Here is a 26963-nt window from a genome sequence, read left to right on the forward strand (position 1 = left end):
AGCGTGGTGGAGTTAGTACCTCACCATCTGTAGAAGAGTTTTCGAGTGAAACTTCGAGTGAAAAGCTGTGGGAGAAAGCGAGATAGAGCAGATGAGTGAAACCGTGAGTACTGAGCCAAGTGACGTCAACCTCGCTGAGATGGAGCGTCTTATCAACGACGACGGCCAGGTTCGAAATGCGTTTGTTGTCCTCGTGGGCGACCATTTTGAGAACCCGGATGGTGCGGCTTCGCTCATGGTTGAGCTGTTGGAAGAAGACGGCTACTCGGTCGATGCTGTGGTCAGTACGGGTGCAGTGAAGCGTGAGATCCGGAAGGCCCTAGATACCGCTGTTGTCGGTGGCGCAGATTTGGTCGTTACGGTGGGCGGTGTTGGTGTTGGGCCTCGTGCGAAGACCCCGGATGCCACTCGCAAGGTTCTCGATGTGCGACTGCAGGGCATCGAGCAGGCTATTCGTAACTCCGGTATGGGAGCTGGCGCATTGGATGCCGGTCTGTCCCGCGGTTTGGCCGGTGTGTCCGGTCAGACAGTGATTATCAATCTCGCGGAGTCTCGCGCTGCAGTGCGCGATGGCATGGCGACAATTCTCCCGCTGGTCTCACATGTGCTTGATGATCTCTGCCGCTGGAGCGTTTAGGAATGGGCGACGCTAAGCAGCCCAATCAGCCCGAGCAAGCTGCGCCGCGCAGTGGAAGCCGTAGGCAGCGCCGCCGCGCAGGTGCACCGGCGAAAAACTTTGCCCAGTCACGCAGTGCGAAAACCGCGCGCACAGTGCACTATCACGATGAATCCCCGGAGGATGCTCGTGATTTTGATGTGGACTATTGGATAAAACAGCGCCCACCCCATTGGGGATGAGCGCTGTGTAAAAGCGTTAGTTCGCTTCTTATCGGAAGCCTGCAACTAGCAGCTAGAGGCTAGTTCAGCTCCGTCTTCGGCTTGCCGTTCTGCTCTGCCAGCAGGTCACGAATCTCAGTCAGCAGGTCAGCCTCGGTGACCTCTGGCTCAGCGGAGGTCTCCAGACGAGCCTCACGCATCTCGTTGAACTTGTTCATCGGAGCAACGATGACGAAGTAGACAACCGCTGCGACCAGCAGGAAGTTGATGACTGCGGTGATGACAGCTGCGAAGTCAAGGTAGGTCGACGGGTTGCCCTTGATGATTTCGAAGCCGAGGCCAGTGACCTCAGCGCCACCGATGGTGTTCAGCAGCGGCTCGAGCAGGCTGTCGGTGAAAGCAGTGACGATTGCGGTGAACGCAGCACCGATGACAACACCGACCGCCAGGTCGATGACGTTGCCGCGCATGATGAACTCTTTAAAGCCCTTAAGCATAGGAAATTTCCTTCTGTAGAAACGGAACAAACCAAACGAGACCTGTGAGTCATCGCGTTGCTCAGTGCAGGCCCCTACGATTTCAGAGACGGGGCAGTGCGATGTCTGGCAGTGCCACTCTTCTTAGCTCTCATCGTAGTTTTGAATTGCCTGTCCATTGTATCCCTTCGCTAAGTTATGGGACAAGTCAACTTTCTGCAAAAAGCACTGTTCAGGGGCATAAAATCTGGTAATCAATGAGATTTTGGTCACTATCCCGCGAGTAACAGTGTGAGCGGGGACGTTAGCGATGTCGCTGCCACCACCTCCGCGGCGCCGGTGGGCAGTGCAACCAAAACCACCTCATCGTCGACGATGTTGACCACTCTCGCTCCGTGTGCAAGCGGTGCCGCCATCCCGCGCTCATCCGCGGTCGACACAATATCCACGCTGTCACCAGTGCGAAGAGCGGACACGATGCCCACATCAGTCAACGTGATGGCAATAATTTTGCTTTCCGACGTCCCCGTCAGCGACTTGGCAAGTGACGGGCCGACCATTCGCTGCTCTGTAAGTATCTCTCCTGGTGACATGCCGGTGGCCAGGGTGCGTCCCCGCACAGCAGCGATGTCCGTTACGGCCCCGCCAGGAACGAGATCCCGGGGAATGTCCTTGAAAGCCACATCTTCTTCTGCCACCGATGCGCCAGCGGCAATGGATTTGGCGCTAATCATGACCCGGATATGGCCGCTGCGAGGTGTCAATGACTCCACCGCCGCCAGTCCGACGGCACATAGGAAAACTGTGACTGCAACTATTCGCCGAATAGTTGCGGGGCGGGGCTTTCGGAATGGACGCGGAAACCGGGACGAGTGTTTTGGGCTCATATTAGGTTAGGCGCGAAAAACCCGGAATCGGTTCCATTAAACCTGTGAAATCCCCGCTGGCGTGATCACATAATCGGCGGGAACGTCGTGCTCATCGTAGGTAAGCTCCGTGCGCAACTCGGTGTCGAAAACCGCAACCGCGATGACAGCAGCTCTCGCCCCATCCGTATCACCGTCGCGTCGAGCGAAAACCAAGCTGCGATCGTAATAACCAGCGCCACGCCCTAACCGCATCCCAGTTTGGGGGTCGGCCGCAACTGCCGGCAGAATAATGGCGTCGGCAACACCTAGCTCCTCCGGGCCGGCGGCGCTTTCCATCGAAACGGGTTCCAAGAGTCCAAATCGCCCTTTGCTGAAGCAGTCGGTGTAGTAACCCCAGTGCAGCGGCTGAGGTGGGCCGGGCGGGCAGACGGGAAGCAGAATTCGTGCTCCGGGAACCGCGTTGGCCAAAGCCTCCACAAAGCCCTGGCCGGGCTCACCATCAGTCGAACTAGAAACGCTTGCACCGGGCTCGTCGCCAGCGGGGACATAAGCGGCGATGACGGGTTTTGTGAGGTCACCGACGGTATTGGATAACCATTCTTGCAACCGTTGTACCAGTGCTTCGTCGTCAAGCATGCGTTCACGCTGCCCCTTGGCGGCGCGTGCGGCGAGTACCTCGTGCCGTGTGCGGGTCTTGAAATCGGACGTGGTTTCGGGAAGCGGAGCCATACCTGCAAACCTACTCTGTCAGGGAGGGGAGCGACCTCGGTCGTCAGCTCAGGGAAAATTTCTGATTAACGCGTTGAAAAAAGCGGGGTCAGCCTCCGAGCAAATGGAAGTTATATAGGTATCGTTGCCATTATGGTCTCATCGTCTAAAGAGTCTGGTTCGGACATGACTACTCCGGTTCGAACTGTCATCGTTCCTGCCGCGGGCATGGGTACGCGATTCTTGCCTGCTACCAAGACAGTGCCGAAAGAATTGCTGCCCGTGGTTGATACGCCGGGCATCGAAATGATTGCTGAAGAGGCCGCCGCCACTGGTGCGCAACGCCTGGCTATTGTCACGGCGCCGAGTAAGGACGGCGTGCTGGGACACTTCGACCCGCGCCCGGACCTTGAGCAGACTCTCGCCGAGCGTGGCAAGGACAAGATTGCAGCGAAGGTACGCCGCGCCACCGAGGTCATTCGCGTGGAATCCGTTGTTCAAGATCGACCGCTGGGCCTGGGGCATGCGGTGTTGGTCGCAGAGCCGCTGCTCGAAGACGATGAGGACAGCGTTGCTGTCATGCTTCCCGACGATCTCGTGCTCCCAGTGGGCGTGATGGATCGGATGACGGAAGTGCGCGAGCGCTTTGGTGGTTCGGTGCTGTGTGCGCTGGAAATTCCTCATGAAGAGGTCTACAACTACGGTGTCTTCGATATTGAGGACGCCACCCCGGCGGAGTCTGGTGAGCTCGGTGCTGACGCGGCCGACGCTGATGCCTGGGACGATGTGAAGCGAGTCAAGGGCATGGTGGAAAAGCCGGACCCTGCGGATGCTCCATCCAACTTCGTTGCAATCGGACGTTACTTGCTCGATCGCGCCATCTTCGATGCGCTGCGCCGCATCCCGCGCGGTAAGGGCGGCGAATACCAGCTCACCGATGCAATTGAGCTGCTGATTCAAGAGGGGCATCCGGTTCATGTGGTCGTTCACAAGGGGTTCCGCCATGACCTGGGAAATCCTGGTGGCTTCATTCGTGCTTGCGTAGACTTTGGACTCAGGCATCCGGACTACGGCGAGGGGCTGCGCGACTACATGCAGCAGCGTCTGGCGCAGGATGAACAGGCTTAAAGCCTTTTTATAGAGGCTTGTACTGAGAAGCTGAATAGCATAAAGCGCACCGCGGGTTGGTGCCGAGGAAGGTAAAACATGCGTTCTGTGGAAGAACAGTTGGCGGCAATCACCGCACACGCTGTGATGCCTGATCCTGTGCGCGTTGCTATTTCGGAATCCCTCGGCATGCTGTGCGCTGAAGATGTCATCGCAGAGCAGCCGTTGCCGGGATTCGTGCAGTCAGCGATTGATGGTTATGCGGTGCGCGCTGTCGATATCGTCGGCGAATCTGGTTCTTTACCTCCGGATGCGCGTCAGAGTGATGTTGATTTTCGCGAGGTCGAGCTGCCTGTTGTCGGTGAGGTGACAGCCGGCTCTCACCACCCGATGCGTCTCCAGCCGAAGCAGGCCGTGCGCGTACAAACTGGTGCGCCGCTGCCATCGCTTGCCGACGCCGTCGTGCCCCTAAACTGGACCGACCGCGGTGGCCGTCGAGTTAATGTTCTCCATCCGGTCTACTCCGGTGACTTTGTGCGCAAGGTCGGTGACGACGTGCAGCCGGGTGACGTGGCGGTGTCCTTGGACTCGGTGATTTCGCCGTCGCAGGTTGGATTGTTGGCAGCAGTGGGGCGTTCGAAGGTTTTGGTGCACCCCAAGCCGCGTATGTCCGTGATTTCCATTGGTAATGAGTTGGTCGATGTTGACCGCACACCGGGGCTCGGTCAGGTCTACGACGTCAACTCCTACGCGCTGGCTGCAGCCGGCCGCGATGCTGGGGCCGAGGTGCACCGAGTGGGTATTGCCACCGGTGAGCCCCGTCGCATTCGGGAAATCATCGAGGGCCAGCTCATTCGCAGTGAGCTTTTGGTCATCACGGGGGCTGTCGGCGGTGCCGCGGGTGAGCAGATTCGCCGTGTGCTGGCTGAATTGGGCGAGGTTGATGTTTCCCGCATCGCTATGCATCCTGGTTCAGTCCAGGGCTTTGGTCTGCTGGGAGATGACAAGATTCCAACGTTCCTCCTGCCGTCGAATCCGGTCGGCGCATTGGTCGTTTTTGAGGTCATGGTTCGTCCCCTCATCCGACTGGCGTTGGGGAAGCGCAATCCCCGCCGCCGCGCTGTCACAGCTCGTGCTGTCGGCCCGATCGAGTCGGCGGAGAAGCGTCGCGGGTATATCCGTGGCCAGCTCATGCGTGACCGTGAGACCGGCGAATACATGGTGCAGCCGCTGGGAGGTTCCGGCGGTGCGCAAGCCCACCTATTGGCCGGTATGTCGGAAGCCAACAGCCTCATCGTGATTCCGGAAGACGTGCTCCACGTGCGTCCGGGAGATGTAGTTGACGTGCTGTTCATGGCGCGCCAGGCCTAACCGCACCCAACTACCGCGAGTATCGTTGCCGTGCGTACTTCTCGTCTAGTAACCAGTGGCGGCCGAGTCCGCCTGCGTGTGCCAGAGCGCTCTGATGCCCCTGCATGGCGGGCACTGCGGCTGCGCGACGAGCCCATTTTGCGCCCCGTGGAGCCAACCCTCGCCGACGACTGGGATAATGCCCACAGGGCTTCTGTTTTCCGCCGTAACCTGCGCAGTTGGCGTCGTTCAGAGGCTGCGGGAGACATGATTGTCTCCACCATTGAAGTAGACGGCCAGTTCGCTGGCATGCTCACACTCGGCGGTATTACACCTTTCCCCGTCGCTCACGCATGGATTGGCTACTGGGTCGGCAGCGGCTTTACATGTGGAGGAGTCGCCACTGCGGCAGTGGCGTTGGCGTCGGATTATGCCAAGAGAGTTGGCGTCCACCGAATTGAAGCGACTGTGTTGGACAGCAATGTCCCGTCGATACGCGTGCTGGAAAACTGTGGGTTCGAGTACGAAGGCGTGGCGCGGGAAGCCTTCCATATGGATGGCGCGTGGCGCGATCATCTGACCTATGCGCGGGTGGGGGAGGACAGTGCAGTGGACCTCATCGTGGCGAGTGGTCGCGCGCAATATGAAGAGGCGGAGAAATACCCACCGCAACGGCGCGCCTGAGTAGTCTGAGTAACACACGCCGATAGGGTGATGACAACTCTACTATTGGGCGAATTCGCTCTAGATACGCTGACTGCCTTCGCAAATGCCTCTGTGGAAGGGCATGTGGGTGGCGTATTTGGGCCGGGGAGAGACGGCGAAACCCCGGGCGAAATCGCAAGGAGACACAAAATATGTCAACTTCACTGTTGCTGATACTCATCGTTGTACTGTGGCTGTTTGTGCTGGCCCCGCTGGTGGTCAATACGCGCAAGCCGATTCGTCGTACTTCCGATGCGCTAGGTAAGACCCGCGTGCTGCATCGTGGTGGCGAGGAGTTGGCCACGACGCGCCGCCGTCCGTCTTTTAAGGAGTCGGACGTGCGCGTAGCCGAAGAAGTCGACGATTCTCTCGAAACCGTTGACGCGCAGGTCGACGATGACTTCGATGTCAGCGACGTGCTTATCGACGACACCGTGGACGAGGCGGCCGACCCGGCCGTCGTTGACGGCGATATCGTCTACGAGCTGGAAGCGGCAGATGCAGAAGAGGAGACCCCGCAGGCGGATGATTCCGCTACCGAGGAAGCCACTGCTGAGTCTTCTGACCGCTCTGACATGGACGTGTCCGATAATGAGTCTGCAGACCAGTCGCTGCAGGCTGTCGTTGATGACGAGGAGACTGAATCTGATTCCGCCGTCGCCTCCGCCGAAGGTGATGTGGTTCGCGCAGATGAGTCCTCTTCTGATGTGAGCGTTGACGTTCGCCGTCAATTCGTCGACGCCGATGATTTGATGTTCGAAGATGCCGCTGAATCTGAGGCCGAGCCTGATTCCGGTGCGGCGGCCGAGACTGTGTCTGCTGACGTAGAAGCTGTGTCTGCTGACGCTTTGTCTGAGACTGAAGAGGCAGCAGACACCGTAGACGAGCAGGCAGAACTCGATGCGACCGTCGAGAACGACAGTGACCACGCTGTCGAGTCCAACGATGACGCAGTCGCTGTCGATGACACCTTGACCGAAGATGATTACGCGTTCGCTGAGAAGCGCCGTGGTCGCGGTGGGTTCGATCCGATTTCGGATGCCCAGTACGCTGAGACTCGCTTTGCTCGCCGCCGCCGTTCTGTTGCTGGGTTGGCAGCGTTCATCGCAGTCACGGTCATCATCGCTGCTTTCGCCGGTGGTTGGACCTGGTGGATTCCACTGGTCGGCGTCGGCTTGATGACCCTGTACCTGGTCAACCTGCGCCGCACCGTGCGTGCAGAGCAGGAACTGCGGGCTCGCCGAATTCGCCGTATGAAGATGGCCCGCCTCGGTGTACGTAACCGTGAGGATGATGAGCTGGGAATTCCACAGCGACTGCGCCGTCCCGGCGCGGTAGTAGTCGAGCTTGATGATGAGGACCCGGATTTCGCAGATCTGGCCTACGCTGACTACCGCTTTGATGACGACGATTACGACGAAATGCCGCAGGCTCGCGTGAGCTAGTCCTGTGAGCTGAGCCGTAGAACAACCTTAAAGTTGTCTGAGCACGTCAGCGCGATTTTTTGTTAGAAACTCGGCCTGTTACGATGTCACTACCTAAGACATGACACACCGGGTGTGTTTGGCGGAAGGCTTCTCCCGAGGGGTTGGGAGAAGCCTTTTTGCATGTTAAAGTCGCTGGCCTTTCGCTGCCGCAGTGCTACCGTGCTTTGACCGTGCCGTCGGGTAGCATGTCCCTCATGGATCGACCGGTAATGCGCGATATCGCGCTCGTGATTCTCCGCCTAATACTCGGAATTATCTTCATCTGCCATGGCTGGGACAAGATTTTTATCACCGGTATTGACAAGACGACCGGTTACTTCGTCGCTGCGAATATCCCGCAGGCGCACTTGACGGTCTGGGTTGTCGCTCTAGTCGAACTGGTCGGAGGCGCGTTGCTGATTCTGGGGCTCTTGGCCCCGACGGTGGCGATGGTCTTCATCATTGAGATGATTGGTGCCTGGTGGTCGATGCACCTGGGCAATGGCCTGTTTATCCGTGACAACGGTGCGGAGCTCGTGATGTCACTCATCGGTGGGCTGGTGATGATTTTCGTTTTCGGAGCCGGCCGTTTCAGCTTGGACAGGCAATTCATCAGGTAAGACCTCATTAGGTACAACCCCCTTAAGAGTTAAAAGCGGAGGAGATTCCCCGTGGAGTGCGAGGAAATTCGCGCAGCATTGTCCGCTCGCCTCGATGGCGAGCAGGCAAGTATTGCCGATGAAGTCATCGATGCCCATCTTGGGGCCTGCGAGGAGTGCCGAGCTTGGTACGAGCGAGCGGTGCGGCTGAACCGCGCCCTTACGGTTGGGCCTGCCGATGGCATGCCGGAGATTTCCACGGATGATCTCTCGGAGCGCATTTTGGTCTCTATCGAACCGGAGCGCCGCCGGCGTGAGCGCGCTTGGCTGCTCATAGCCGGCACAGCCCGCGGGGTGCTCATCGCATTGGGACTTTGCTGGGCGGTCTGGGGGATTGCGACGCTGGTCGACGCCTCCGACATGATGACGCTTGGACTTTCCTCGACACAGCCGCAGGACGGTGCGGGAATCGCAACAAGCACGGGATCGCCTATCGACGGTTCCACTGCCACCGTTGACCCAATGGAGCTCGGAGCACGCCTTGCCATTCAACTCGCGGCAATTCGGCTTGCATTGGCAGTGGGATTGTTCTGGGCTGCTTGGCGGCCGCGTGCTGCCATGGGCATGGCGCCGGTCTACGGTGCCGTCGCCACGTTCAGCATCGGTTTTGGTATTCGTGACATTCTCATCGGTGCCCAGGGAGCATCAGAGATCGCTGGTCTGGCCTTGATGTTTGTCTCCGCTTTGACGCTGGCCGTTGTGTGGCTGGGTGGCTATACGCCGACGGCAATCGCACAGGCATGGCGGGCCGCCTCGGGGTTGCCGGTCACAGGCGTGCCGCCACAGCGGGACTAGCTCCAGGACGGCAACCAGAACCGCCAGTCAAAGTGGTTGAGAGGCAGCGGGTAGCCGGTCAAAATCGGCAGCCAGAACACAAACGCGGCCACCACTAGTGCGGCGTGCGTGCCAACGATTACCAACCCCACCGGCTTACCGCGGGGCCGCCAGTGTGAGAGATCGTCGGCAAGCAGAGCAAAGGCGATGAGTACGAATGGAATCAGCGCGGTGGCGTAGAAGAAGTACATCTGACGGTCGTAGCCGATGACCCACGGCAGCCACGAGGCGAGGAACCCGATGACTGGCAGCGCGTAGCGGCCGTCGCGGCGGCCGAGCCAGCGCCATGTGGCCCACAGGACCACGGGGACCAGCAACCACCAGATGGGCGGGGTGCCAAAGAGCATCATCCAGCCCTTGCACTCTTGGCCGCCACTGCAGGTGGTTTCGGTGGAGTAGTAGAGCATTGGCCGCCAGCTGACCAGCCACTCCCAGGGCTTGGACTCCCAAGGGTGTTTGTGGCCATTAGAGGTGGTCAGCTCGGCGTGGAACTTCAGCACGCTGTTCTGGTAGTGCAGGTAGTTCTGCACGGCCTCGGGAAGCCAGCCGGTGCCGGGGAGTCCCGTATCGCGGTCTTCGGGCGAGACATGGCGATAGACCGACGTTTCTTCGGCGAACCAAGAACGCCAACTTAAGAAGTAAACGCCCAGCGGAACCACCACCAGATCACGCAACGCCGGGGCGGTATCGCGGGCGAGTGCGCCGAGCACGGGCTTGTCCGCACCGGCATTCTTGCGTGACACCAAATCCGTGAAAACGGACCACAGGCCGAATGCGGCCATGTAGTACAGACCGGACCACTTCACCCCGGTGGCAAGCCCCAGCATGATGCCGGCGAGCAGTCGCCACCAGCGATAACTGAGATAGGGGCCGAAACTACCTAGCTCCGTGGCGGATTCCAGGCGCTTGCGGGCATCGGCCTGGTCAATGAGAAGTGCCCACGCGGCCGCGATGATGAAGAAGGTCTGAATCATGTCCAGCATGCCGACCCGAGAGGAGACAAACAGCACTCCGTCGGCAAGCGCGTAGAGACCAGCAATACCCACCGCCAACCGCGAGCCGCGAGAGATGCGTCGGACGATGTCCATGAGCAGCAGGATAACCAGCGTGCCACACACCGCCGACATAAATCGCCAGCCCATTGGTGAATAACCGAAGATCCACTCGCCCAAGGCGATGACCTGCTTGGCCACTGGCGGATGCACAATCAGACCGTAGCCGGGATTGTCCTCAATGCCAGACGAGATGGGGTCGCGCGTGGACTCCAGAATCTGCCATGCCTGCGGCACATAGTGCTTCTCATCGAAGAGCGGGGTGCCATTGTCGGTCTTGGCAGCAAGCCCGATGAAACGGGTTAGCGCTGCGACGATTCCGAGAACCACAAAAGTGGCGGTATCCCATTTGTCCCACCGCCGCAGTGGCGGCAGCGAGGGCACCGGGGGAATCGGGCGCAGGAAACGCTTTTTCGCGCGGCGCTCGGTTTCCGGTGGTGGGGTTAAAGCGGCATCGGTCACGAATGTCAGTTTAAGCTATGGAATCATGACGCATTCGGCATCGAACTTCCAACCGCACGAGAACGCGCCTCTTAGCGAGGCAATGACGCTGGCCCCTGGCATCACTCTGGTGGCAACGCCGCTGGGCAATATCGCCGATGCCTCCGACCGCTTGCGCGGTGCGCTTATCGACGCCGATATCATCGCCGCGGAAGACACCAGGCGAGCACGCAACCTGGCCACAGCGCTGGGCATTTCCCCCAAGGGGAAGTTTGTTTCAAACTTCGATCACAACGAAGAGAGCCGCACTGAGTCGCTGATTCAGGCGGCGAAGGCGGGACAGAAAGTCATTGTGGTGACCGATGCGGGGATGCCGGTGGTGTCGGATCCTGGCCTGGCTGTGGTGGCGGCTGCTCACGACGCGGGCGTGCCCGTGTCCTGCGTACCGGGGCCGAGCGCGGTGACTACCGCATTGGCTCTCAGCGGGTTGGGCGTCGGCCACTTTTGCTTCGATGGTTTTGCACCTCGTAAACAGGGGGCGCGCCGGATCTGGCTGGAATCACTGAAGACAGAGAAGCGGGCCTGTTGTTTCTTTGAGTCGCCGCATCGGTTGGCTGTTACGTTGGCCGATGCCGCGGAGATTTTGGGTGAGGAGCGGCGCGCGTCGGTAAGCCGTGAGCTGACCAAGCGTTTTGAAGAGACTCGCCGTGCGACGCTGGGAGAGCTGGCTGCGTGGGCGGAGGAAGGTGTCCGCGGCGAAATTACGGTGGTGATTGAGGGCGCGGGGCAGCAGGCGACGGAGGTATCCACGGAGGACTTGGTTGACCGCGTGGAGGAGCTTGTGGCTGATGGCATGCGGCTGAAGGATGCCGCGAAGCAGGTTGCGGCAGAGGCTGGAATGACAAAGCACCGTGATCTCTATCAGGCGGTTTTGGCTGCTCGTGAGGGAAATCGTTAGCCGATTGTTACTTTGTGCCAGAAAATGTTCCAGCGCACGCCAGTGAACAGGGTAAACGCTGTTATTGGGAGTTTTGTAATTCAGACGGGAAATGAGGAAAACCTGAGAGAATCCACATCCTGAGTTGAAATCCCAGGTCAATGGTGGACATGGTGGAGGAATGACGAATCCACCAGAGCATGAAATACAACAAGAAGTAGGGGAGTCAGTCGTCGGCGAAGTCAGGGCCGACGATTCTCACGCTCCCGTGAACCTCGGGGTTACCATCCCCGCCGTTGTCGCAATTCTGGCAATCATCGTCTGGGGCCTGGTGTGGCCGGACAGTTTCTCCACGTTTGCATCTAGTTCTCTGAACTGGGTCGTGGAGAACATCGGCTGGCTGTTTATCTTGGCCAGTACCGTCTTTGTCTTCTTCATTGTGTCCATCGCGATTTCCAAGTTCGGTCACATCCGCTTGGGCAAGGACAACGAGAAACCAGAGTTTTCCACGCCTAGCTGGATTGCGATGATGTTCGCCGCCGGTATGGGCATCGGTCTGATGTTCTACGGTGTCGCTGAGCCGCTGACCTTCTATCGCGATGGCGTGCCGGGCCACCAGCCGAAGGAAGTCGGTACCGCCATGGCTTCGACGATGTTCCACTGGACTCTGCACCCGTGGTCGCTCTACGCCATCGTCGGTCTCGCAATTGCTTACTCGACCTACCGCCTCGGCCGAAAGCAGCTGATTTCGGCGGCGTTCATCCCGCTCATCGGCGCGCGTCGCGCTGAGGGGCGGTTGGGCAAGCTTATCGACGCGCTTGCGATTTTTGCCACCGTCTTCGGTACGGCAGCCTCTCTCGGTGTGGGCGTACTTCAGATTTCCGCCGGTTTGGAAATCAACGGGTTCAACGCCATCAAGGGCGCACCTTTGTGGATTGGTCTTATTCTCGTTCTGGGCTGTGCCTTCTTGGTCTCTGCACTGTCGGGCGTGGGCAAGGGAATTCAGTACATCTCGAACTTCAACATGGTTGCCGCAGGTCTGCTGGCTCTGCTGGTGTTGGTCCTCGGCCCTACCGTGGTGATTCTGAACCTGATTCCGACCTCTATTGGCAGCTACCTGGATTCCTTCTTTGAGATGGCCTCCCGCTCCAGTGCTTCCGCTGACGGCACCGCCGGTGAATGGCTCTCTTCCTGGACAATTTTCTACTGGGCCTGGTGGATCTCATGGTCGCCGTTTGTCGGTATGTTCATCGCACGTATTTCTCGCGGCCGTACTATCCGTGAGTTCGTCTTCACCGTCGTCGCCGTTCCGTCGATTGTCTCTGCAGTGTGGTTCTCCATCTTTGGTGGCACCGCCATTACCCGCGAGCAGCAGGGTGCGTCCATCTACGGTGACGGTTCGGCCGAGAGCCAGCTGTTCAATCTGCTGGAATCCCTGCCGGGTGGCGCAATCACTTCCACTATCGCAATGATTCTGCTGGCTACCTTCTTCATTACCTCAGCGGACTCCGCCTCCACGGTGATGGGTACCATGAGCCAGTTCGGTCGACTCACAGCGTCGCGCACGGTCACTGCTATGTGGGGTATTTTCACCGCTCTGATTGCCATCGTCCTATTGGTCACCGGTGGCAGCGATGCCCTGTCGAACCTGCAGAACATCACCATTTTGGCGGCAAGCCCGTTCGTCATTGTTATCTTGGCGCTGATGGTGTCGCTGGTTAAGGGGCTTTCCGACGATCCGATGTACCTCGATGACAAGGAACAGCGTCAGTTTGCCCTGCGAATGGCTCGTGAGCGCCGCTTGGCGGAAGCGGCCGAGCAGCGCGAGCGCCGCCGTGCTCGTAAATTGCGCAACTAGCTTTCCAACAGCAGCGGTGCGGCCTTGGCCTCAATCTCGGCCCATTCGCCCTCGGGTGTAGACCCGATGGTGATGCCACCGCCGATGCCAGCTTCGACCCGAACTCTCCCCGAGTTCGGGTCTTTTGTGTACTCAGCGGTACGAATACCGACATTGAGCTCAAGTGCATCCCCGTGGGCCGCACCAATTGCGCCGCAGTGAGCGCCACGGGGCTCGGGCTCCCATTCGCGCAGAAGCTCAATTGCTCGCAGCTTTGGTGTACCGGTGACCGAGGCCGGTGGGAAGCAGGCTTCAATCAGCTCAGCGTGGCTGAGCTGATCGGGAAGCTCCGCGGAGACTGTGGAAAAGAGGTGCCACACGCCCGGTGCCGGACGCACACTGAGCAGGTCTGTGACCTTCACGGTGCCGGTCTTGGCAACTTGACCGAGGTCATGGCGCACCAGGTCGACAATCATGATGTTCTCGGCGATGTCCTTGTCGCTGCGCAATAACTCGTTCGGGGGCCGGTCAGCGGGAATCGTGCCTTTGATGGGAGTTTCAGTCACGCTTGTGCCTGCGCGGATGAGGAACTCCTCAGGACTCAGCGAGGCCAGGATTGGAATTCCAACATCGAGGTTGCCGGGCAAGAATGCTGCTCGAGCCGGTTGATACCGCGCCACGCGGGAGGAAAACCACGCGCCGGCGTGGGCTAGTGCAGCGTTGTCCACTTCGACGTCCGGGGCCAACTCCGCATTCAGCTCCGCGTGAAAGCGTGTGGAAATGCAGGTTTGGTACACCTCGCCTGCGGCAATTGCCTCCTTACAGTTCTCCACCGCAAGCTGGTGGTGTTCTCGGTCACCCTGATCCCACTCCAGTGGTGTGGCCGCGGGGAGCGCGTCGGCACGCGTGTCTTCGTGCGAGTAGTTGATGGCCTCCTGAAGGGCTTGGAAATCCGGATTGAAGGGGTCACCGGTGCCAGGGCCGTCGAAATGCCACGTGCCGTCGTCGGCAAGCAACGCGACGCAGGTAGCGACCCCGTGCGCGCTGGTGCCGGAGTAGGGGCGGAACCCAAAGATCCACGCATCGGGGTCGGGGCTGGAGAAAAGCTCTGCCGGATCGCAGGCAGCGAGCTCGACGTTGGCGGCGAGAACCGCGCGATAACCGAACCAGGAGCCGATGAGTGCGGCGGGACGATGACCGGCAGCGATAAGACGCGCCAGCGCAGTGGTCGCACGCGAAGTGAAGTCAGCAGCCGAGCCGGAGGAGGTAGACCGAGTGGACATAGGACATAAGCGTAGTGACTGCGCATGCGTGCGATGATGGTAGGGGACAGTTCATGTGGACTTCATGAGGACTCCGTAAGGGACACAGTTCATCGCGATGGCAGGTCATCTATTACCCTGTTAGATATGTCTCGCATTTTCACAGCAGTTGCGTGGCCGTACGCTAACGGTCCGCGACATATCGGCCATGTTGCAGGTTTCGGAGTCCCCTCGGACGTTTTCGCTCGCTACCAGCGAATGATTGGCAATGACGTGCTGATGGTCTCCGGTACTGATGAGCATGGCACGCCGCTGCTTGTGCAAGCGGAGAAGGAAGGCGTTTCTGTCCAGGAATTGGCCGACCGTTACAACCGCCAGATTGTGCAGGACCTCGCGGGTCTGGGGCTTTCCTACGACCTGTTTACGCGCACTACCACGCGCAACCACTACGCGATTGTCCAGGAGCTCTTCCGTGGGCTCTACGAAAACGGCTATATGGTCAAGCAGACCACGATGGGTGCGATTTCCCCGTCGACCGGTCGCACCCTGCCGGACCGTTACATCGAAGGTACCTGCCCAATTTGTGGCGCTTCCGGTGCCCGCGGTGATCAGTGCGACAACTGCGGTAACCAGCTTGACCCGGCCGATCTGATTGATCCGGTGTCGAAAATCAACGGCGAGACCCCGAAGTTCGTTGAAACTGAGCACTTCCTGCTAGACCTGCCGGCTCTGGCAGAGGCCTTGACCGAGTGGCTGCAGGAGCGCAAGGACTGGCGCCCAAATGTACTGAAATTCTCCCTGAACATCCTGAAGGACATCCGTCCACGCGCAATGAGCCGTGACATTGACTGGGGTGTTCCGATTCCGCTGGAGGGCTGGTCGGAAAACGGAACCAAGAAACTCTACGTTTGGTTCGACGCTGTCGTCGGTTACCTATCCGCTTCCATCGAGTGGGCCTGGCGCATTGGTGACCCGGAAGCGTGGCGCAAGTGGTGGAATGACCCGGAGGCGCTGTCCTACTATTTCATGGGCAAGGACAACATCACCTTCCACTCCCAGATTTGGCCGGCTGAGCTGCTGGGCTACCGTGGCGAAGGCTCCCGCGGAGGCAAAGTCGGGGAGCTCGGTGAGTTGAACCTGCCGACGGAGGTCGTCTCCTCGGAGTACCTGACCATGTCGGGCTCGAAGTTCTCCTCTTCCAAGGGCGTTGTCATCTATGTGAAGGACTTCCTGGCGGAGTTCGGTCCGGATCCGCTGCGCTACTTCATCGCCATGGCTGGTCCGGAAAACCAGGACACCGACTTCACCTGGGATGAGTTCGTCCGCCGCGTGAATAACGAGCTGGCCAACTCCTGGGGCAACCTGGTCAACCGCACCGTGTCCATGGCTTTCAAGAACTTCGGTGAGGTGCCAACTCCGGGCGAGCTCACCGACGCTGACCGTGAACTGCTCGACTTGGCTGAGCGCTCTTTCGCCGAGGTCGGCGACGCACTCGCACTGTCCCGTTTCCGCGCCGGTATCACCGCCGCCATGCACCTGGTCGGAGAGGCGAACGCCTACATTGCGGCGCAGGAGCCGTGGAAGCTGGCGAAGGACGAGTCCCAGCGTGAGCGTCTCGCCACTGTGTTGTGGACAGCGCTGCAGGTAGTCAGCGACGCCAATGTCCTGCTGACCCCGTACCTGCCGGAAAGCGCGCAGAAGGTCTTCGAGACCCTGGGCGGCGAGGGCATCTGGGCCGCAATGCCGGAAGTCCAGGAAGTCGAGGACGACATGCCGGTCGAACCGGTCGGCGCAGACCTGCCGGCAGAGGGCAGGAGCTACCCAATCATCACTGGTGACTACGTCAATCAGAAGGCCGCCTGGCATCGCTTCGACATTGAGCCGGGTACGCAGCTTGTCAAGCCGAAGCCGATTTTCTCCAAGCTCGACTCTGAGCTGGCTGAGCACGGCCCTGAGTGGGCACAGGTGAAGTAGGGGGCGCAGTAGAAGAATGGGAAAGCGCAAACGCAAAATTGCAGAACCCGCGGAGTATCTCACTCCGCTGTTTGACGCCCACACGCATCTCGCGTCCTGCGGGGCGCAAACTCCGGAGGAGATTGCGGTTCTCATGGACCGTGCCGCCGCAGCGGGCGTCGTCGGAGTTTGCACGGTCGGCGATGGCATGCCGGAAACCGAACTGGCCTTTACCGCCGCACACGCGCACCCCAACGTCTGGGCCGCCGCCGCCATCCATCCGACGCGCGCACACGAGCTTGACGACGACGCCAAGGCCCGTCTAACCGAAATGGCTGCCGACCCCAGGGTTGTGGCAGTGGGGGAGACGGGATTGGATTGGTACTGGCTGGATTCTCTCGACGGCTGCGCGTCGAAGAGCGAACAGCTGGCTGCGTTGCAGTGGCATATGGAGCTCGCAGCAACCGTCGGCAAGCCGTTGATGATTCATAACCGCGATGCCGATAAAGATCTGATGGCGGCGTTGGACGGCTATGACAATACGGTCATTTTGCACTGCTTCTCCTCGCCCATTGAGGTTGCCCGCGAGGCCATTGCGCGCGGTTACCTACTGAGCTTTACCGGAAACGTGACCTTCAAACGCAATGATTACCTGCGGCAGGCTGTGGCTGAGGCGCCGGCGGAGCAGCTGCTGGTGGAAACCGATGCTCCGTACATGACCGCGGAGCCGTTCCGAGGTGCGCGCAATGAGTCAACTTTTATCGGTCATCAGGCGCGTGCGATGGCTGCGGCCCGAGAAATCGGGGCGGAGGAGATGGCGCAGATTTTGACGGATAACGCACGTCGGGTGTACGGCATTTAAGCACGTGCCGGCGTATTGCCGCCCTGAGCTGTGGAAATGCAGCCGGGGCGGTTTGTTGTATTTCCCGTCACTTTTATCGATATATTTTAGACAACACTGAATCTTTACCGTACTGTTACAAACTGTATTTCTTTCATCTGATAGCTGCCCATCCTCCGAAAGGCTGTGACGAACCCCGTGAGTGCTGCGAAGAAGCGTCATCTCAATCGTGCTAACGACGGAGTCTCCACTTCGTCCAAGATCGCTGCTGGCGGTCTGGTCGCTGCTGTTGCTCTGGGTGGCACTGTCGCGGCATCCAACTACGACACCATCACCGTCGAAATTGACGGCAAGGTCGAGCAAATTGCAACCTGGTCCAAGGATGACAAGGCCATTCTAGAGAAGGCTGGTGTCGAAACCACCGGCGGAGACCTGGTTCAGCGTCAGGGCGACCTCACGGACGGCGGCAAGCTGGTCTACCGCTCTGCCAAGCCGGTCACGATGATTGTCGATGGCAAGCCGCAGGAGCACAAGACCAATGCCATCACTACCGATGAGCTGATTGAAGGTCTGAAGAAGCAGGGGCTCATCTCCGATAAGGACAAGGTCGAGGTCGAAAAGGGCGAAATTTCCGCTAAGGGGGTCGAACTCGACGTCGTTCGTGCCAAGAATATTGTGCTTCACGACGATGCCAAGGACATCGACCTGACCGTCCCGGCTTTGACCGTCGGTGATGTACTGGCACAGCGTGGCATTGAGCTGCGTGAAGACGACACCGTTGAGCCGGGTCTGGATGCGCCGGTCACTGAAGGCATGCGCATCGCGCTGTCTCGTCTGATTGATAAGACCATCACCGAGACTGAGGAAATTCCAGCTCACGAGAACATCATTGAAGATGATTCGATGTTCGAAGACGAGCGCATCGTTGAGCAGGAGGGTGAGCCGGGCCAGGTAGAGCGTCAGGTCAAGGTCACCTCTCGCGACGGCGAAGAGCTCGGACGCGAGGTCCTGGAAGAAAAGGAGCTAAAGGCTCCGGGTATCTCCACTATCCGCCAGGGCACTAAGTCTCGCATTGCAGCTCCGGCCGCTGGCTACGGTGTGTGGGATCAGCTGGCTCAGTGTGAGTCCGGCGGCGACTGGGCTATCGATACCGGTAACGGTTTCTCCGGTGGTCTACAGTTCACCGATTCCACCTGGGCAGCTTACGGCGGTACTGAGTATGCACCGCGTGCATCGCAGGCTTCCCGCGAGCAGCAGATCGCTGTTGCCGAGCGCGTCCAGGCTGGTCAGGGTTGGGGTGCATGGCCCGCTTGCACCGCTTCCATGGGGCTTCGTTAAAGCTAGTTCAGACTAGCCAAAACGAGCTAAACCTATTTTGTCTTTTGACCCCGTAGTATCTAACTGTGACTAAAGCAGAAGTTTCTTTCCTGGGGCCGGTCGAAGTGCGCGACTTGGCGGCGCAGTTGGATATTGTCCCGACGAAGAAATTGGGGCAGAACTTCGTCCACGACGCCAACACCGTGCGTCGAATTGTCGCTGCGGCGGACTTGCCGGAGGATTCCTACCCTGTTGAGGTCGGCCCCGGCTTGGGCTCGCTGACCCTCGGGCTGCTCGAACACTGCGGCCGCGCCGCGGCTGTTGAAATCGATTCTCGGTTGGCGGAGCGTTTGCCCCAGACAGTCGCTGAGCGCGCTGACGGCTGCGCGCTAGAGCTCATTGAGAAAGATGCGTTGAAAGTCAGTCGCGAGGACTTTCGGACCGCCCCAGATGCGCTGGTGGCCAATCTGCCATACAACGTTTCTGTACCGGTGCTGCTGCACATGCTTGCCGAGCTCCCCACCATCCGCCGCGTGCTCGTGATGGTGCAGTCTGAGGTCGCTGACCGGCTGGCGGCTCAGCCGGGCTCCAAGATTTACGGCGTCCCCAGCGTCAAGGCCGCCTACTACGGCACAGTGCGTCGCGCCGGTGCCATTGGTCCGCACGTCTTTTGGCCGGTCCCGAAGGTTGATTCCGGGCTTGTGCGCATTGACTGCTACGCCCGCTCCGACGCTCCTGAGAACCCCAATGCCGCCGATGCCCCCGAGGCTCCGTGGGAGATTTCGCCGCAATTTCGCGCGCGCCTTTTCCCGCTTATCGACGCTGCTTTTGCGCAACGCCGCAAGACCCTCCGTGCGGCCTTATCGGGGATTTACGGATCTGGTGCCGCAGCCGAAGAAGCGCTTATGGCAGCGGGGATTGACCCCAAGCAGCGAGGAGAGAAGCTCGAAATTGCCGATTTCGTTCGCCTCGCTGAGGTCTCACGAGACTAGCGCTTTTAATAAAGGACAGGCGATCTTTCCCCATGCACCGTGATGACACCCCCAGTAGGGCCGAGATCGGCCGGCGCGAACCACGCGGTTTGGCGTGCACAAAGTACTGGCCTGACGACGACGGTTGGGTATGCAACTGCATAGTTTTCCGAGGTAGTCGCCTGCTGCTTCTGCTGCGTGAATACGATGGATTCCTCGGTGGCCAATGGGATTTGCCCGGCGGCAAACTCGATGCCGGGGAAGAACCGTCAGAGGCCGCTGTGCGCGAACTGCGCGAAGAGGCCGGTCTGCGCGCAGCGGAGGTCAGCGAGTTTGCGCATTATTCCAATCCTGATTTGGGCGGGGAGAACTTCCGTTTCCACACAGTGACCTTCCTAGTGCGCGAGGCCGACGACACGCAGAATGTCCAGCTCAGCGGCGAGCATCCGGAGTTTAAATGGGTAACCCGAGAGCAGTTCGAGGAGCTGCCGGTGGCTTGGTATGTTCGGCGTGTGCTTGGCAACGTCGAATGGGGCACAATAAATACTCATCATGGCGAATCTGATTAATTGCGAGAATATTTCTAAGTCCTTCGGGCTCAAGACTCTGCTCGACGGCGTTAGCCTCGGTGTTCAAGAGGGCGACCGCATCGGTGTTGTCGGCCTGAACGGTGGTGGCAAATCCACATTGCTGAAGATTTTGGCAGGTGTGGAGCCGGCGGACTCCGGACGTATTTCGCGGGCTAATGACATGGCTATGGCACATGTCACCCAGGGCGCGGAGCTCGACCCGAACTCCACCGTGTTTGAGTGCGTCATCGCACCGCTGGGACTCGCCGAACACGAATGGGCCGGTAATGCCTCCATCCGCGAGGTTCTCGATGGCATCGGTATCAATGACCTCGGTATGGATACCAAGGTCGCTAATCTCTCCGGTGGTGAGCGGCGCCGAGTTAACCTGGCGGCTGCGCTAGTCCGTGACCTGGATCTACTCATTCTCGATGAGCCAACGAACCACCTCGATATTGAGGGTGTGCAGTGGTTGGCCGATCATGTCCTGTCGCGCCGGGCAGCCCTGGTCGTCGTCACGCACGACCGTTGGTTCCTGGACACTGTTGCCACGAAGACATGGGAAGTCCACGACGGCACCGTCGATTTCTACGATGGTGGTTACAACGACTGGACGTTCGCGCGTGCCGAGCGTGCGCGCCAGGCTGATGCCGCCGAGCAGCGTCGCCAGAACCTTGCGCGTAAGGAACTCGCCTGGCTGCGTCGTGGGGCGCCGGCCCGCACGTCGAAGCCGCGCTATCGTATCGAAGCAGCTGAGGCGCTCATCGCCGATGTACCGGCGCCGCGTGATTCCGTGGAGCTGATGGCCTTTTCGCAGCGCCGTCAGGGCAAGGTGGTCGTGGAACTGGAACACGCGTCCCTGGAAACGCCCGATGGTAGGGAATTGCTTAACGCCGTCACGTGGCGTCTGGCCCCCGGCGAGCGCATTGGCCTGGTCGGTGTCAACGGCTCGGGTAAGACGACTTTGTTGCGCGCATTGGCGGGAGACTACCCCTTAAGCGATGGCAAGCGGATTGAGGGCAAGACGGTGCGTCTGGGTTGGCTGCGACAGGAGCTCGATGATCTGCCGCTGGATATGCGTGTGCTCGACGCTGTGGAGGACGTGGCGACCTACATTGACCTGGGCAAGAAGCAGATTAGCGCCTCGCAACTGGCGGAGCGACTGGGTTTTTCCCCGAAGCGGCAGCGCACCCCAATCGCAGACCTCTCCGGCGGTGAGCGTCGCCGCTTGCAACTCACACGCGTGTTGATGAGTGAGCCGAACTTCCTGCTGCTCGACGAGCCGACGAATGACCTGGATATTGACACGCTGCAGGAATTGGAAGACCTGCTGGACAATTGGCCGGGCACGTTGGTGGTCATCTCGCACGACCGCTACCTGATTGAGCGTATTGCCGACTCGACCTGGGCCCTCTTCGGCGATGGCGAGCTGACGAACTTGCCAGGCGGGATTAGTCAGTACCTCCAGCGTCGCGCACAGCTGGCTGACTCGGCCGCTAGTGGTGGTGCATCTCAAGCAAATGCCGGTAGTCCGCAGACCCGTGGCGCAGCTTCAGAGGAGGATACCTCGAAGCTCTCGGCTGCGGAAGCTCATGCTCTGCAAAAGAAGATGAGTGCTCTGGAGCGGAAGATGGCGAAGCTCAGCCAGCAAGAAAGTGAACTGCATGCGCAGATGGCGGAAGCGAGTGCTGATGTAGCCAACTTGGACACACAAAAGCTGGCGGACCTCGATCGCCGTGCTGCGGAGGTGGTTGAGCAGAAGGCAGAGCTGGAGATGGAGTGGCTGGAGCTAGGGGAGCAGCTCGAGGGCTAGCATCTTACTTCAGCTACTAGCCGAACATTTTAGGTATGAGCCGGGTACTCGTGGTCAGCGTGCCCGGTTCTTTCAATTTGCACCGTGGCGTGTTCAATCCCGTGGACGTCGTGAAGCAGTGCCTGCGCGCGGTCGAGCAATGCGTGCTCGTCGCCGTTGGGGAGCGTGTCGCAGCGCACGAGATGGACAGATGCCAGTAGGTCGCTGCCGTTGAGGGACCAGACGTGGAGATCGTGGACATCGACCACTCCGTCCAAGTCAGACAGGTCAGCAGTGATTCTCTCAGTGTCGACGCCCTTCGGGGTGTACTCCAGCAACACGTGGAGACAGTCGCGCACCAGAACGGCGGCTCGGGGGACGATGAAGAGCGCAATCACGATAGAGACCACCGAGTCGATGGCAGTCCAGCCGGTGTATGCGATAGCGATAGCGGAGATAATGACGGCGACCGAACCAGCGGCGTCGACAAGCACGTGCAGATACGCGCCGCGGACGTTGACGCTTTCCTTGGCAGCGCCGGCGAGCAGAAACGCCGCAATCACATTGGTGAGCAGGCCGATGACTGCGATGATGAGCATCGACGTGGTTTGAATCTCAGATTGCTCCACTGACCCGAATCGCCGGATTGCGCCCCAGAGAATCACAGCGGCAATGATGAAAACTGTCAGACCGTTGACGAGAGCAGTCAGAACCTCAACACGACGGTACCCGTACGTCGCGCGGTGATTGGCTCCGCGCTGGGCGATAGCCAAACCGGCAACTGCCATAAGCAGGCCTGCGGAGTCCGTCACCATATGGCCGGCATCTGCCAGCAGCGCCAGTGAACCCGAGACCAAGCCGCCGATGAGCTCGGCGAGAAATACGACAAGAGTTAGACCCGCAGCTGCGAGCAGGCGACGGGCAGGAGTATTCGCGGGGTCAATATGAGCGTGGTCATGGCCGTGTGAATGACCGTGTGAATGACCGTGGCCGTGTGAGTGGCCAGAGTGTTCAGTTGTGTCCATAACCCCTAATGATAACAGGGCTATTCAGCCTCCGGAAGATAGCTATCCGCCCACGCATAAATCAGGTCAGCAGCGCGCGCGGCGGACTTAGCGCGAGTGAGCAAGTGGTCTGCGCGATCCAAGCTCATCAGGGATTTTGGATAGCGAGAGACCTGGAAAATCTTCTGGGCGCTATCGATACCAACAGTCTGGTCGGTCGGGGAGTGCAGAATAAGCAGTGGCTTGCGCAGCTGGCTGAGATAAACCTCCGGGTTGTAGTCCGCCAACACTTCCAAGAACTCACGGGAGATGGGAATGCCACGACCTTCAATCTGCAGAACCTGCGTGCCGTGCTCATCGACCGTCGAAATGTCACCGGCGATGCGCACAATCGAGTGTGCCGGATCGAAGGGTGCACCGATTGTCGCTACCGCCTTGATTTTCGGCATATCGTGGCCGGCGTTCAGCGCCGCTGCGCCACCGAGCGAGTGCCCAATCAGTAGCGAGGGGGCCTCAAATTCTGCCTCCATGAACTCGTAGGCGGCCTTAAGGTCATCGATGTTGGTCTGGAACGTCGTCTCACCGAAATCACCAGTGGACTGCCCGAGGCCAGTGAAGTCGAACCGGAATGCCGCAATGCCCTTCTTCGCCAGCGCCTTGCAGGTGCGTGACGCGCCGGGCACCATCCGATTACACGTGAAGCAATGACCAAATAGCGCCCACGCGCGTGGCTGACCGTCCGGCAAATCAATTGATGCAGCCAGAGTCTCGCCGGTCGATCCCGTAAATTTTAGGTGCTTTGTTGGCATAGGTTATATCCGCGTCTCAGTGTGTGCTCAATGTGTGTACGTTTTCGCTTTACGACGCCCGTTGTGGTGGCGACCGTACGCAATATTAAGCCCGGGTGCCACAAATAAGTGAGGGATTGGGCGAAAAATTCGACCAATCCCTCAATCTCCTAGTGGCTGTGAGTTAACGCACCGGAACCCCCGGCCCCAGCGGAATGCCCGCGAGATACCAGAGGACGAAGAATAGGAACCAGCCCACCATCATGCACAGCGAGTACGGGATAGCCAGCGACATCAGCGTGCCGACACCCGCAGGCTTGTAGTACTTCTGCAGGAAAGTCAGCGCCAGCGCAAAGTACGGCGACATCGGCGTAATGATGTTGGTCGGGGAGTCACCAATACGGAATAGCTGCTGGGAGACCTCTGGAGAGACGTTGACGTACATCAGCATCGGCACAACGACCGGCGCCATCAGAGCCCACTGTGCGGAGCCCGAGGTAATCAGCAGGTTGAGAACAGCCACCATCAGGACGAAGGCAGCAAAGAGCAACAGCGGCGGCAGATCCGCCTTGGTCAGGAATTCGGAGCCCTTGATAGCGGTCCACTGGCCGATATTGGACCACTTGAAGTAGGCCGTGAACTGCGAGACGGCGAAGAAGAGCACCATCATTGTGGTCAGTGTGCCCAGGCCGCGTTCCATGAAGGCGGGCACGTCTGCTGAGGAGGTGATGGTTTTGGCACCGATGCCGTACGCAATGCCGACCACTGCGAAGAAGAGGGCGATGGACGCCACGACGTCGGTAAGCAGCACGGAATTCAAGATGCCGTCGCCTTCGCCGCGCAGAGGCGAACCCGGGATGAACAGGGCAGCGAACCAAAGCGCCAGGAAGATGACAGCGGCGATGTTGCCGTAGCGGAGGCCACGTCGTTCGGCATCGTTGAGGATTAGCTTGTCGCGGCCATTGCTGGAGCTGCTAGATGCGGTGTTCCGCTCCTCCTTCTTGGCGTTTTCCTCGGTAGCTTCCTCCGAAGCGCCCGGTTTGGTGAATTCCGCGGCATCGTGGTCAATGTGGTCGTCGTGGACGGTCTTCTCCACGTGCTTGGTAATAAACAGTTCAGTAACGGCGGTAATAATCAGAGCCAGCACAATCGACGAGGCCATAGTGAAGAAGTAGTTGGCCAGCGGTGAAACTACGTATTCCGGATCCACGAAGTGCGCTGCATGCGTGGAGATACCTGCCAGCAGCACATCGGTGATGTTGAGCACCAGTGACGAATTGAACCCGGCCGACGAGGCGGCAAAGGCGACCATCGCACCGACAATAGGGTTACGACCAACTGCGGCGAATGAGGCGGCACCCAGCGGAATGAGAATCACGTAGACGGCATCAGAAGCGATTGAACCAGTCACGCCGGCCAGTGCAACAATGAATGTCAGCAGGACAGGGGAGTGCACCTTGGAAATTGCCGCGCGGATTGCCGAGCCGATGTAACCGGAGTACTCCGCAATTGCGACACCGAGCATGCACACCAGAATCAGGCCAACTGGTGCGAAGTCCGTGAAGTTCGTTACCGCCTCAGAGACCATCTTTTGCAGGTACTCTGCGGTAGCAAGGCTTTCCACCTCGATGATGTCACCCGACGCGGGATCCTTGGCCTGCATACCCGCAGCCTCACCGAGCCACGAAGAAACGATGACTACACCGGCAAGAATCACGAATAGCCAAAATGGATTTGGCAGTGCGTTGCCGATACGTTCCAGTGTTGCTAGGAACCCCTTTGGCTTCGGTGGCGCTTTGTCCGGTTCCAACGTTTTTGACTGTCCCATATATATAAATCCCTCTGTGTTAGACGTTGGTAAAAGGTTAGGGGAAAGTAAGTTGCGTCACAACGTAAAAGGCCAGAGGCATATGTATGTCGGGTGCGAGCAGGCGCATAAGGGAAAGTTAAGGGAATAGCTAGGGAATAGCTGTAGTGCACCTTCTTCGACTAGAGTTAATCAGGTTATGGGCAAGAAGAAGTCGAAGAAAGAAAAGGTCAGCGCCAACAACGCGGTGGTGGCCACCAATCGTCGTGCCCGCCATGACTACAACATTCTGGACACCTACGAATGCGGTGTCGTTCTCGTGGGCACTGAGGTCAAGGCGCTGCGCGAGGGCAAAGCATCGCTTAATGACGCCTTCGCGACCATCGACGACGGCGAAGTGTGGCTCCGCGGGCTGCATATCCCGGAGTACTCCTACGGTTCGTGGACTAATCACTCACCGCGTCGCTCGCGCAAGCTGTTGTTGCACCGCAAGGAGATTGACACCCTGTGGGGCAAGGTCCGCGATGGCAACAACACGCTTGTACCCCTGAAGCTGTATTTCACCGACGGCCGCTTGAAGGTCGAGCTCGCACTCGCCCGCGGTAAGCAGGATTATGACAAGCGCCAGGACATCAAGCGCCGCACGGAGGAGCGCGAAGCTACTCGTGCGCTGGGCCGTCGTGTGAAGGGCATCAAGGGGTAAAAGAGGTCTTCATTAGAAGAAACCCTTTTTAGAAGGGGAACTCAGTCGCATCGACTGGGAGGATGAGTAGGCCAATGACGTTTTCGTGACGGTCAAAGGCAACTCGAGCCATCCATTCGCCAGCCTCATGTTTGAGGGTGGTGATGACGAGACTTGTGCCGAGAATCTTCGACAGGAGTTTCTGCGAGGTCGGTTCCTTAGTCCTGGTTCCCCCGAGGCTGGTGACTTGGGTGTCGTCGAAAGATTCGAACGCCCCAGTCTCGGTGAGAACATCTTCCCAGACAGAGTAGATAGTGGACCAGGGGAGATCCTTCCGGAGCTTTGGGGAAATCATGCTTACGGTTTCTGCTTCTTCGCCGTTGATGATGTGGCGAAGGAATTTTTCGCCGAGCTCGGCGATATGTGTAGTTTTTGTGGCAGTCATCAATTCTCCTGAAACGGGGTTTTGGACACTTCCGAACCGCTTGAATGCCGCTTGCCGGGAGATATTGAGTACATTTCCAATCTCTGCCCATGAATGGCCCGCTGCGCGAGCCTGCGCCACGGCATCTTCAAGTTCTTGTTCGGCAATGTTCGTTGCTTGCAGTCGGTGACGGATTGTCGTCAATGGATCCATGACTGCAGTCAACCATTGGTTGACGTCAGTGTCAACCCGGAGTTGACATTCGGGGGGGGGGG

The 26963-nt window shown here is 59.1% G+C and carries 25 protein-coding genes; 16 read left to right on the forward strand and 9 right to left on the reverse strand.

Annotated features, from left to right (window positions below; translation table 11 throughout):
• The first annotated feature begins 91 nt into the window (after positions 1–91).
• Complete coding sequence (locus HMPREF2751_RS02790; RefSeq protein ID WP_040361719.1) at positions 92–637, forward strand: MogA/MoaB family molybdenum cofactor biosynthesis protein; 546 nt, start codon at positions 92–94, stop codon at positions 635–637.
• Positions 638–917: 280 nt separating this feature from the next.
• Here HMPREF2751_RS02790 and mscL read toward each other — a convergent pair whose 3' ends face one another.
• The 3 genes from mscL to HMPREF2751_RS02805 all read right to left on the reverse strand — a co-directional run bounded on the left by mscL (position 918) and on the right by HMPREF2751_RS02805 (position 2911).
• Positions 918–1334 (reverse strand): large-conductance mechanosensitive channel protein MscL, encoded by a 417-nt coding sequence (gene mscL, locus HMPREF2751_RS02795; protein WP_049193054.1) that lies wholly within the window; start codon positions 1332–1334, stop codon positions 918–920.
• 251 nt (positions 1335–1585) lie between these two features.
• Positions 1586–2047 (reverse strand): SAF domain-containing protein, encoded by a 462-nt coding sequence (locus HMPREF2751_RS02800; protein WP_241486314.1) that lies wholly within the window; start codon positions 2045–2047, stop codon positions 1586–1588.
• 189 nt (positions 2048–2236) lie between these two features.
• Complete coding sequence (locus HMPREF2751_RS02805; protein ID WP_070595346.1) at positions 2237–2911, reverse strand: 5-formyltetrahydrofolate cyclo-ligase; 675 nt, start codon at positions 2909–2911, stop codon at positions 2237–2239.
• Between the two features lie 132 nt (positions 2912–3043).
• On the opposite strand from HMPREF2751_RS02805, the gene HMPREF2751_RS02810 reads away from it, so the two are divergent.
• The 6 genes from HMPREF2751_RS02810 (at position 3044) to HMPREF2751_RS02835 (ending at position 8972) form a co-directional block, all read left to right on the forward strand.
• Positions 3044–4018 carry a UTP--glucose-1-phosphate uridylyltransferase gene (locus HMPREF2751_RS02810; protein ID WP_070545940.1) on the forward strand — a complete coding sequence of 325 codons (975 nt, stop codon included), beginning with the start codon at positions 3044–3046 and terminating at the stop codon, positions 4016–4018.
• A 78-nt stretch (positions 4019–4096) separates the two neighbouring features.
• A complete protein-coding gene (gene glp / locus HMPREF2751_RS02815; RefSeq protein ID WP_005511382.1) occupies positions 4097–5368 on the forward strand; it encodes a molybdotransferase-like divisome protein Glp in 1272 nt (423 codons plus the stop codon).
• Positions 5369–5398: 30 nt separating this feature from the next.
• Positions 5399–6031 (forward strand): GNAT family N-acetyltransferase, encoded by a 633-nt coding sequence (locus HMPREF2751_RS02820; protein ID WP_049171292.1) that lies wholly within the window; start codon positions 5399–5401, stop codon positions 6029–6031.
• 173 nt (positions 6032–6204) lie between these two features.
• A complete protein-coding gene (gene glpR, locus HMPREF2751_RS02825) occupies positions 6205–7497 on the forward strand; it encodes a divisome protein SepX/GlpR (RefSeq protein ID WP_070595348.1) in 1293 nt (430 codons plus the stop codon).
• 236 nt (positions 7498–7733) lie between these two features.
• Positions 7734–8138 carry a DoxX family protein gene (locus HMPREF2751_RS02830; RefSeq protein WP_038629133.1) on the forward strand — a complete coding sequence of 135 codons (405 nt, stop codon included), beginning with the start codon at positions 7734–7736 and terminating at the stop codon, positions 8136–8138.
• Between the two features lie 51 nt (positions 8139–8189).
• Positions 8190–8972: a zf-HC2 domain-containing protein gene (locus tag HMPREF2751_RS02835; RefSeq protein WP_049193057.1), complete on the forward strand. Its 783-nt coding sequence runs from the start codon at positions 8190–8192 to the stop codon at positions 8970–8972.
• On the opposite strand, the gene HMPREF2751_RS02840 is transcribed toward HMPREF2751_RS02835, so the two are convergent.
• Positions 8969–10525 (reverse strand): dolichyl-phosphate-mannose--protein mannosyltransferase, encoded by a 1557-nt coding sequence (locus HMPREF2751_RS02840; RefSeq protein ID WP_070595350.1) that lies wholly within the window; start codon positions 10523–10525, stop codon positions 8969–8971. The two genes, HMPREF2751_RS02835 and HMPREF2751_RS02840, sit on opposite strands and share 4 nt — an antisense overlap.
• A gap of 82 nt (positions 10526–10607) precedes the next feature.
• On the opposite strand from HMPREF2751_RS02840, the gene rsmI reads away from it, so the two are divergent.
• Both rsmI and HMPREF2751_RS02850 read left to right on the forward strand, forming a co-directional pair.
• On the forward strand, positions 10608–11462 hold the full coding sequence (rsmI, locus tag HMPREF2751_RS02845) for a 16S rRNA (cytidine(1402)-2'-O)-methyltransferase (RefSeq protein WP_187269939.1): 855 nt from the start codon (positions 10608–10610) through the stop codon (positions 11460–11462).
• 160 nt (positions 11463–11622) lie between these two features.
• Positions 11623–13299, forward strand: a complete 1677-nt coding sequence (locus HMPREF2751_RS02850) for a BCCT family transporter (protein WP_083304395.1) — start codon at positions 11623–11625, stop codon at positions 13297–13299.
• Here HMPREF2751_RS02850 and HMPREF2751_RS02855 read toward each other — a convergent pair.
• Entirely contained in the window at positions 13296–14561 is a 1266-nt protein-coding gene (locus HMPREF2751_RS02855; protein WP_070595353.1) for an aminodeoxychorismate synthase component I, read from the reverse strand. The two genes, HMPREF2751_RS02850 and HMPREF2751_RS02855, sit on opposite strands and share 4 nt — an antisense overlap.
• A gap of 126 nt (positions 14562–14687) precedes the next feature.
• On the opposite strand from HMPREF2751_RS02855, the gene metG reads away from it, so the two are divergent.
• The 6 genes from metG to HMPREF2751_RS02880 all read left to right on the forward strand — a co-directional run bounded on the left by metG (position 14688) and on the right by HMPREF2751_RS02880 (position 22004).
• Positions 14688–16514: a methionine--tRNA ligase gene (gene metG, locus HMPREF2751_RS02860; RefSeq protein ID WP_070595356.1), complete on the forward strand. Its 1827-nt coding sequence runs from the start codon at positions 14688–14690 to the stop codon at positions 16512–16514.
• Between the two features lie 16 nt (positions 16515–16530).
• On the forward strand, positions 16531–17355 hold the full coding sequence (locus HMPREF2751_RS02865) for a TatD family hydrolase (RefSeq protein ID WP_070595358.1): 825 nt from the start codon (positions 16531–16533) through the stop codon (positions 17353–17355).
• Positions 17356–17520: 165 nt separating this feature from the next.
• Positions 17521–18672 (forward strand): resuscitation-promoting factor, encoded by a 1152-nt coding sequence (locus HMPREF2751_RS11005; RefSeq protein WP_287535645.1) that lies wholly within the window; start codon positions 17521–17523, stop codon positions 18670–18672.
• Between the two features lie 65 nt (positions 18673–18737).
• Positions 18738–19643, forward strand: a complete 906-nt coding sequence (gene rsmA / locus HMPREF2751_RS02875; RefSeq protein ID WP_070595362.1) for a 16S rRNA (adenine(1518)-N(6)/adenine(1519)-N(6))-dimethyltransferase RsmA — start codon at positions 18738–18740, stop codon at positions 19641–19643.
• 32 nt (positions 19644–19675) lie between these two features.
• Positions 19676–20191, forward strand: coding sequence for an NUDIX hydrolase (locus HMPREF2751_RS10580; protein WP_083304397.1), 516 nt, complete (start codon positions 19676–19678; stop codon positions 20189–20191).
• Entirely contained in the window at positions 20175–22004 is a 1830-nt protein-coding gene (locus HMPREF2751_RS02880) for an ABC-F family ATP-binding cassette domain-containing protein (protein ID WP_070595363.1), read from the forward strand. The genes HMPREF2751_RS10580 and HMPREF2751_RS02880 overlap by 17 nt, the downstream gene beginning before the upstream one ends.
• A 29-nt stretch (positions 22005–22033) precedes the next feature.
• Here the strand turns inward: HMPREF2751_RS02880 and HMPREF2751_RS02885 are convergent, their stop codons facing one another.
• The 3 genes from HMPREF2751_RS02885 to HMPREF2751_RS02895 all read right to left on the reverse strand — a co-directional run bounded on the left by HMPREF2751_RS02885 (position 22034) and on the right by HMPREF2751_RS02895 (position 25603).
• The gene (locus HMPREF2751_RS02885; RefSeq protein ID WP_016423250.1) at positions 22034–23008 is read right to left on the reverse strand and encodes a cation diffusion facilitator family transporter; all 975 of its coding nucleotides are present in this window, start codon (positions 23006–23008) and stop codon (positions 22034–22036) included.
• A gap of 20 nt (positions 23009–23028) precedes the next feature.
• Positions 23029–23796 (reverse strand): alpha/beta hydrolase family protein, encoded by a 768-nt coding sequence (locus tag HMPREF2751_RS02890; protein ID WP_048733555.1) that lies wholly within the window; start codon positions 23794–23796, stop codon positions 23029–23031.
• Between the two features lie 163 nt (positions 23797–23959).
• A complete protein-coding gene (locus HMPREF2751_RS02895) occupies positions 23960–25603 on the reverse strand; it encodes an AbgT family transporter (RefSeq protein WP_083304396.1) in 1644 nt (547 codons plus the stop codon).
• Positions 25604–25781: 178 nt separating this feature from the next.
• Between HMPREF2751_RS02895 and smpB the strand changes: the two genes are divergently transcribed.
• Entirely contained in the window at positions 25782–26285 is a 504-nt protein-coding gene (smpB, locus tag HMPREF2751_RS02900; protein WP_038626299.1) for an SsrA-binding protein SmpB, read from the forward strand.
• A 28-nt stretch (positions 26286–26313) separates the two neighbouring features.
• Here smpB and HMPREF2751_RS10690 read toward each other — a convergent pair whose 3' ends face one another.
• Positions 26314–26709, reverse strand: coding sequence for a DUF3887 domain-containing protein (locus HMPREF2751_RS10690; RefSeq protein ID WP_016423247.1), 396 nt, complete (start codon positions 26707–26709; stop codon positions 26314–26316).
• Positions 26710–26963: the final 254 nt, after the last annotated feature.

Origin of the sequence: Corynebacterium sp. HMSC063G05 (assembly GCF_001810555.1) — a bacterium.
Lineage (GTDB): Bacteria > Actinomycetota > Actinomycetes > Mycobacteriales > Mycobacteriaceae > Corynebacterium > Corynebacterium jeikeium_D.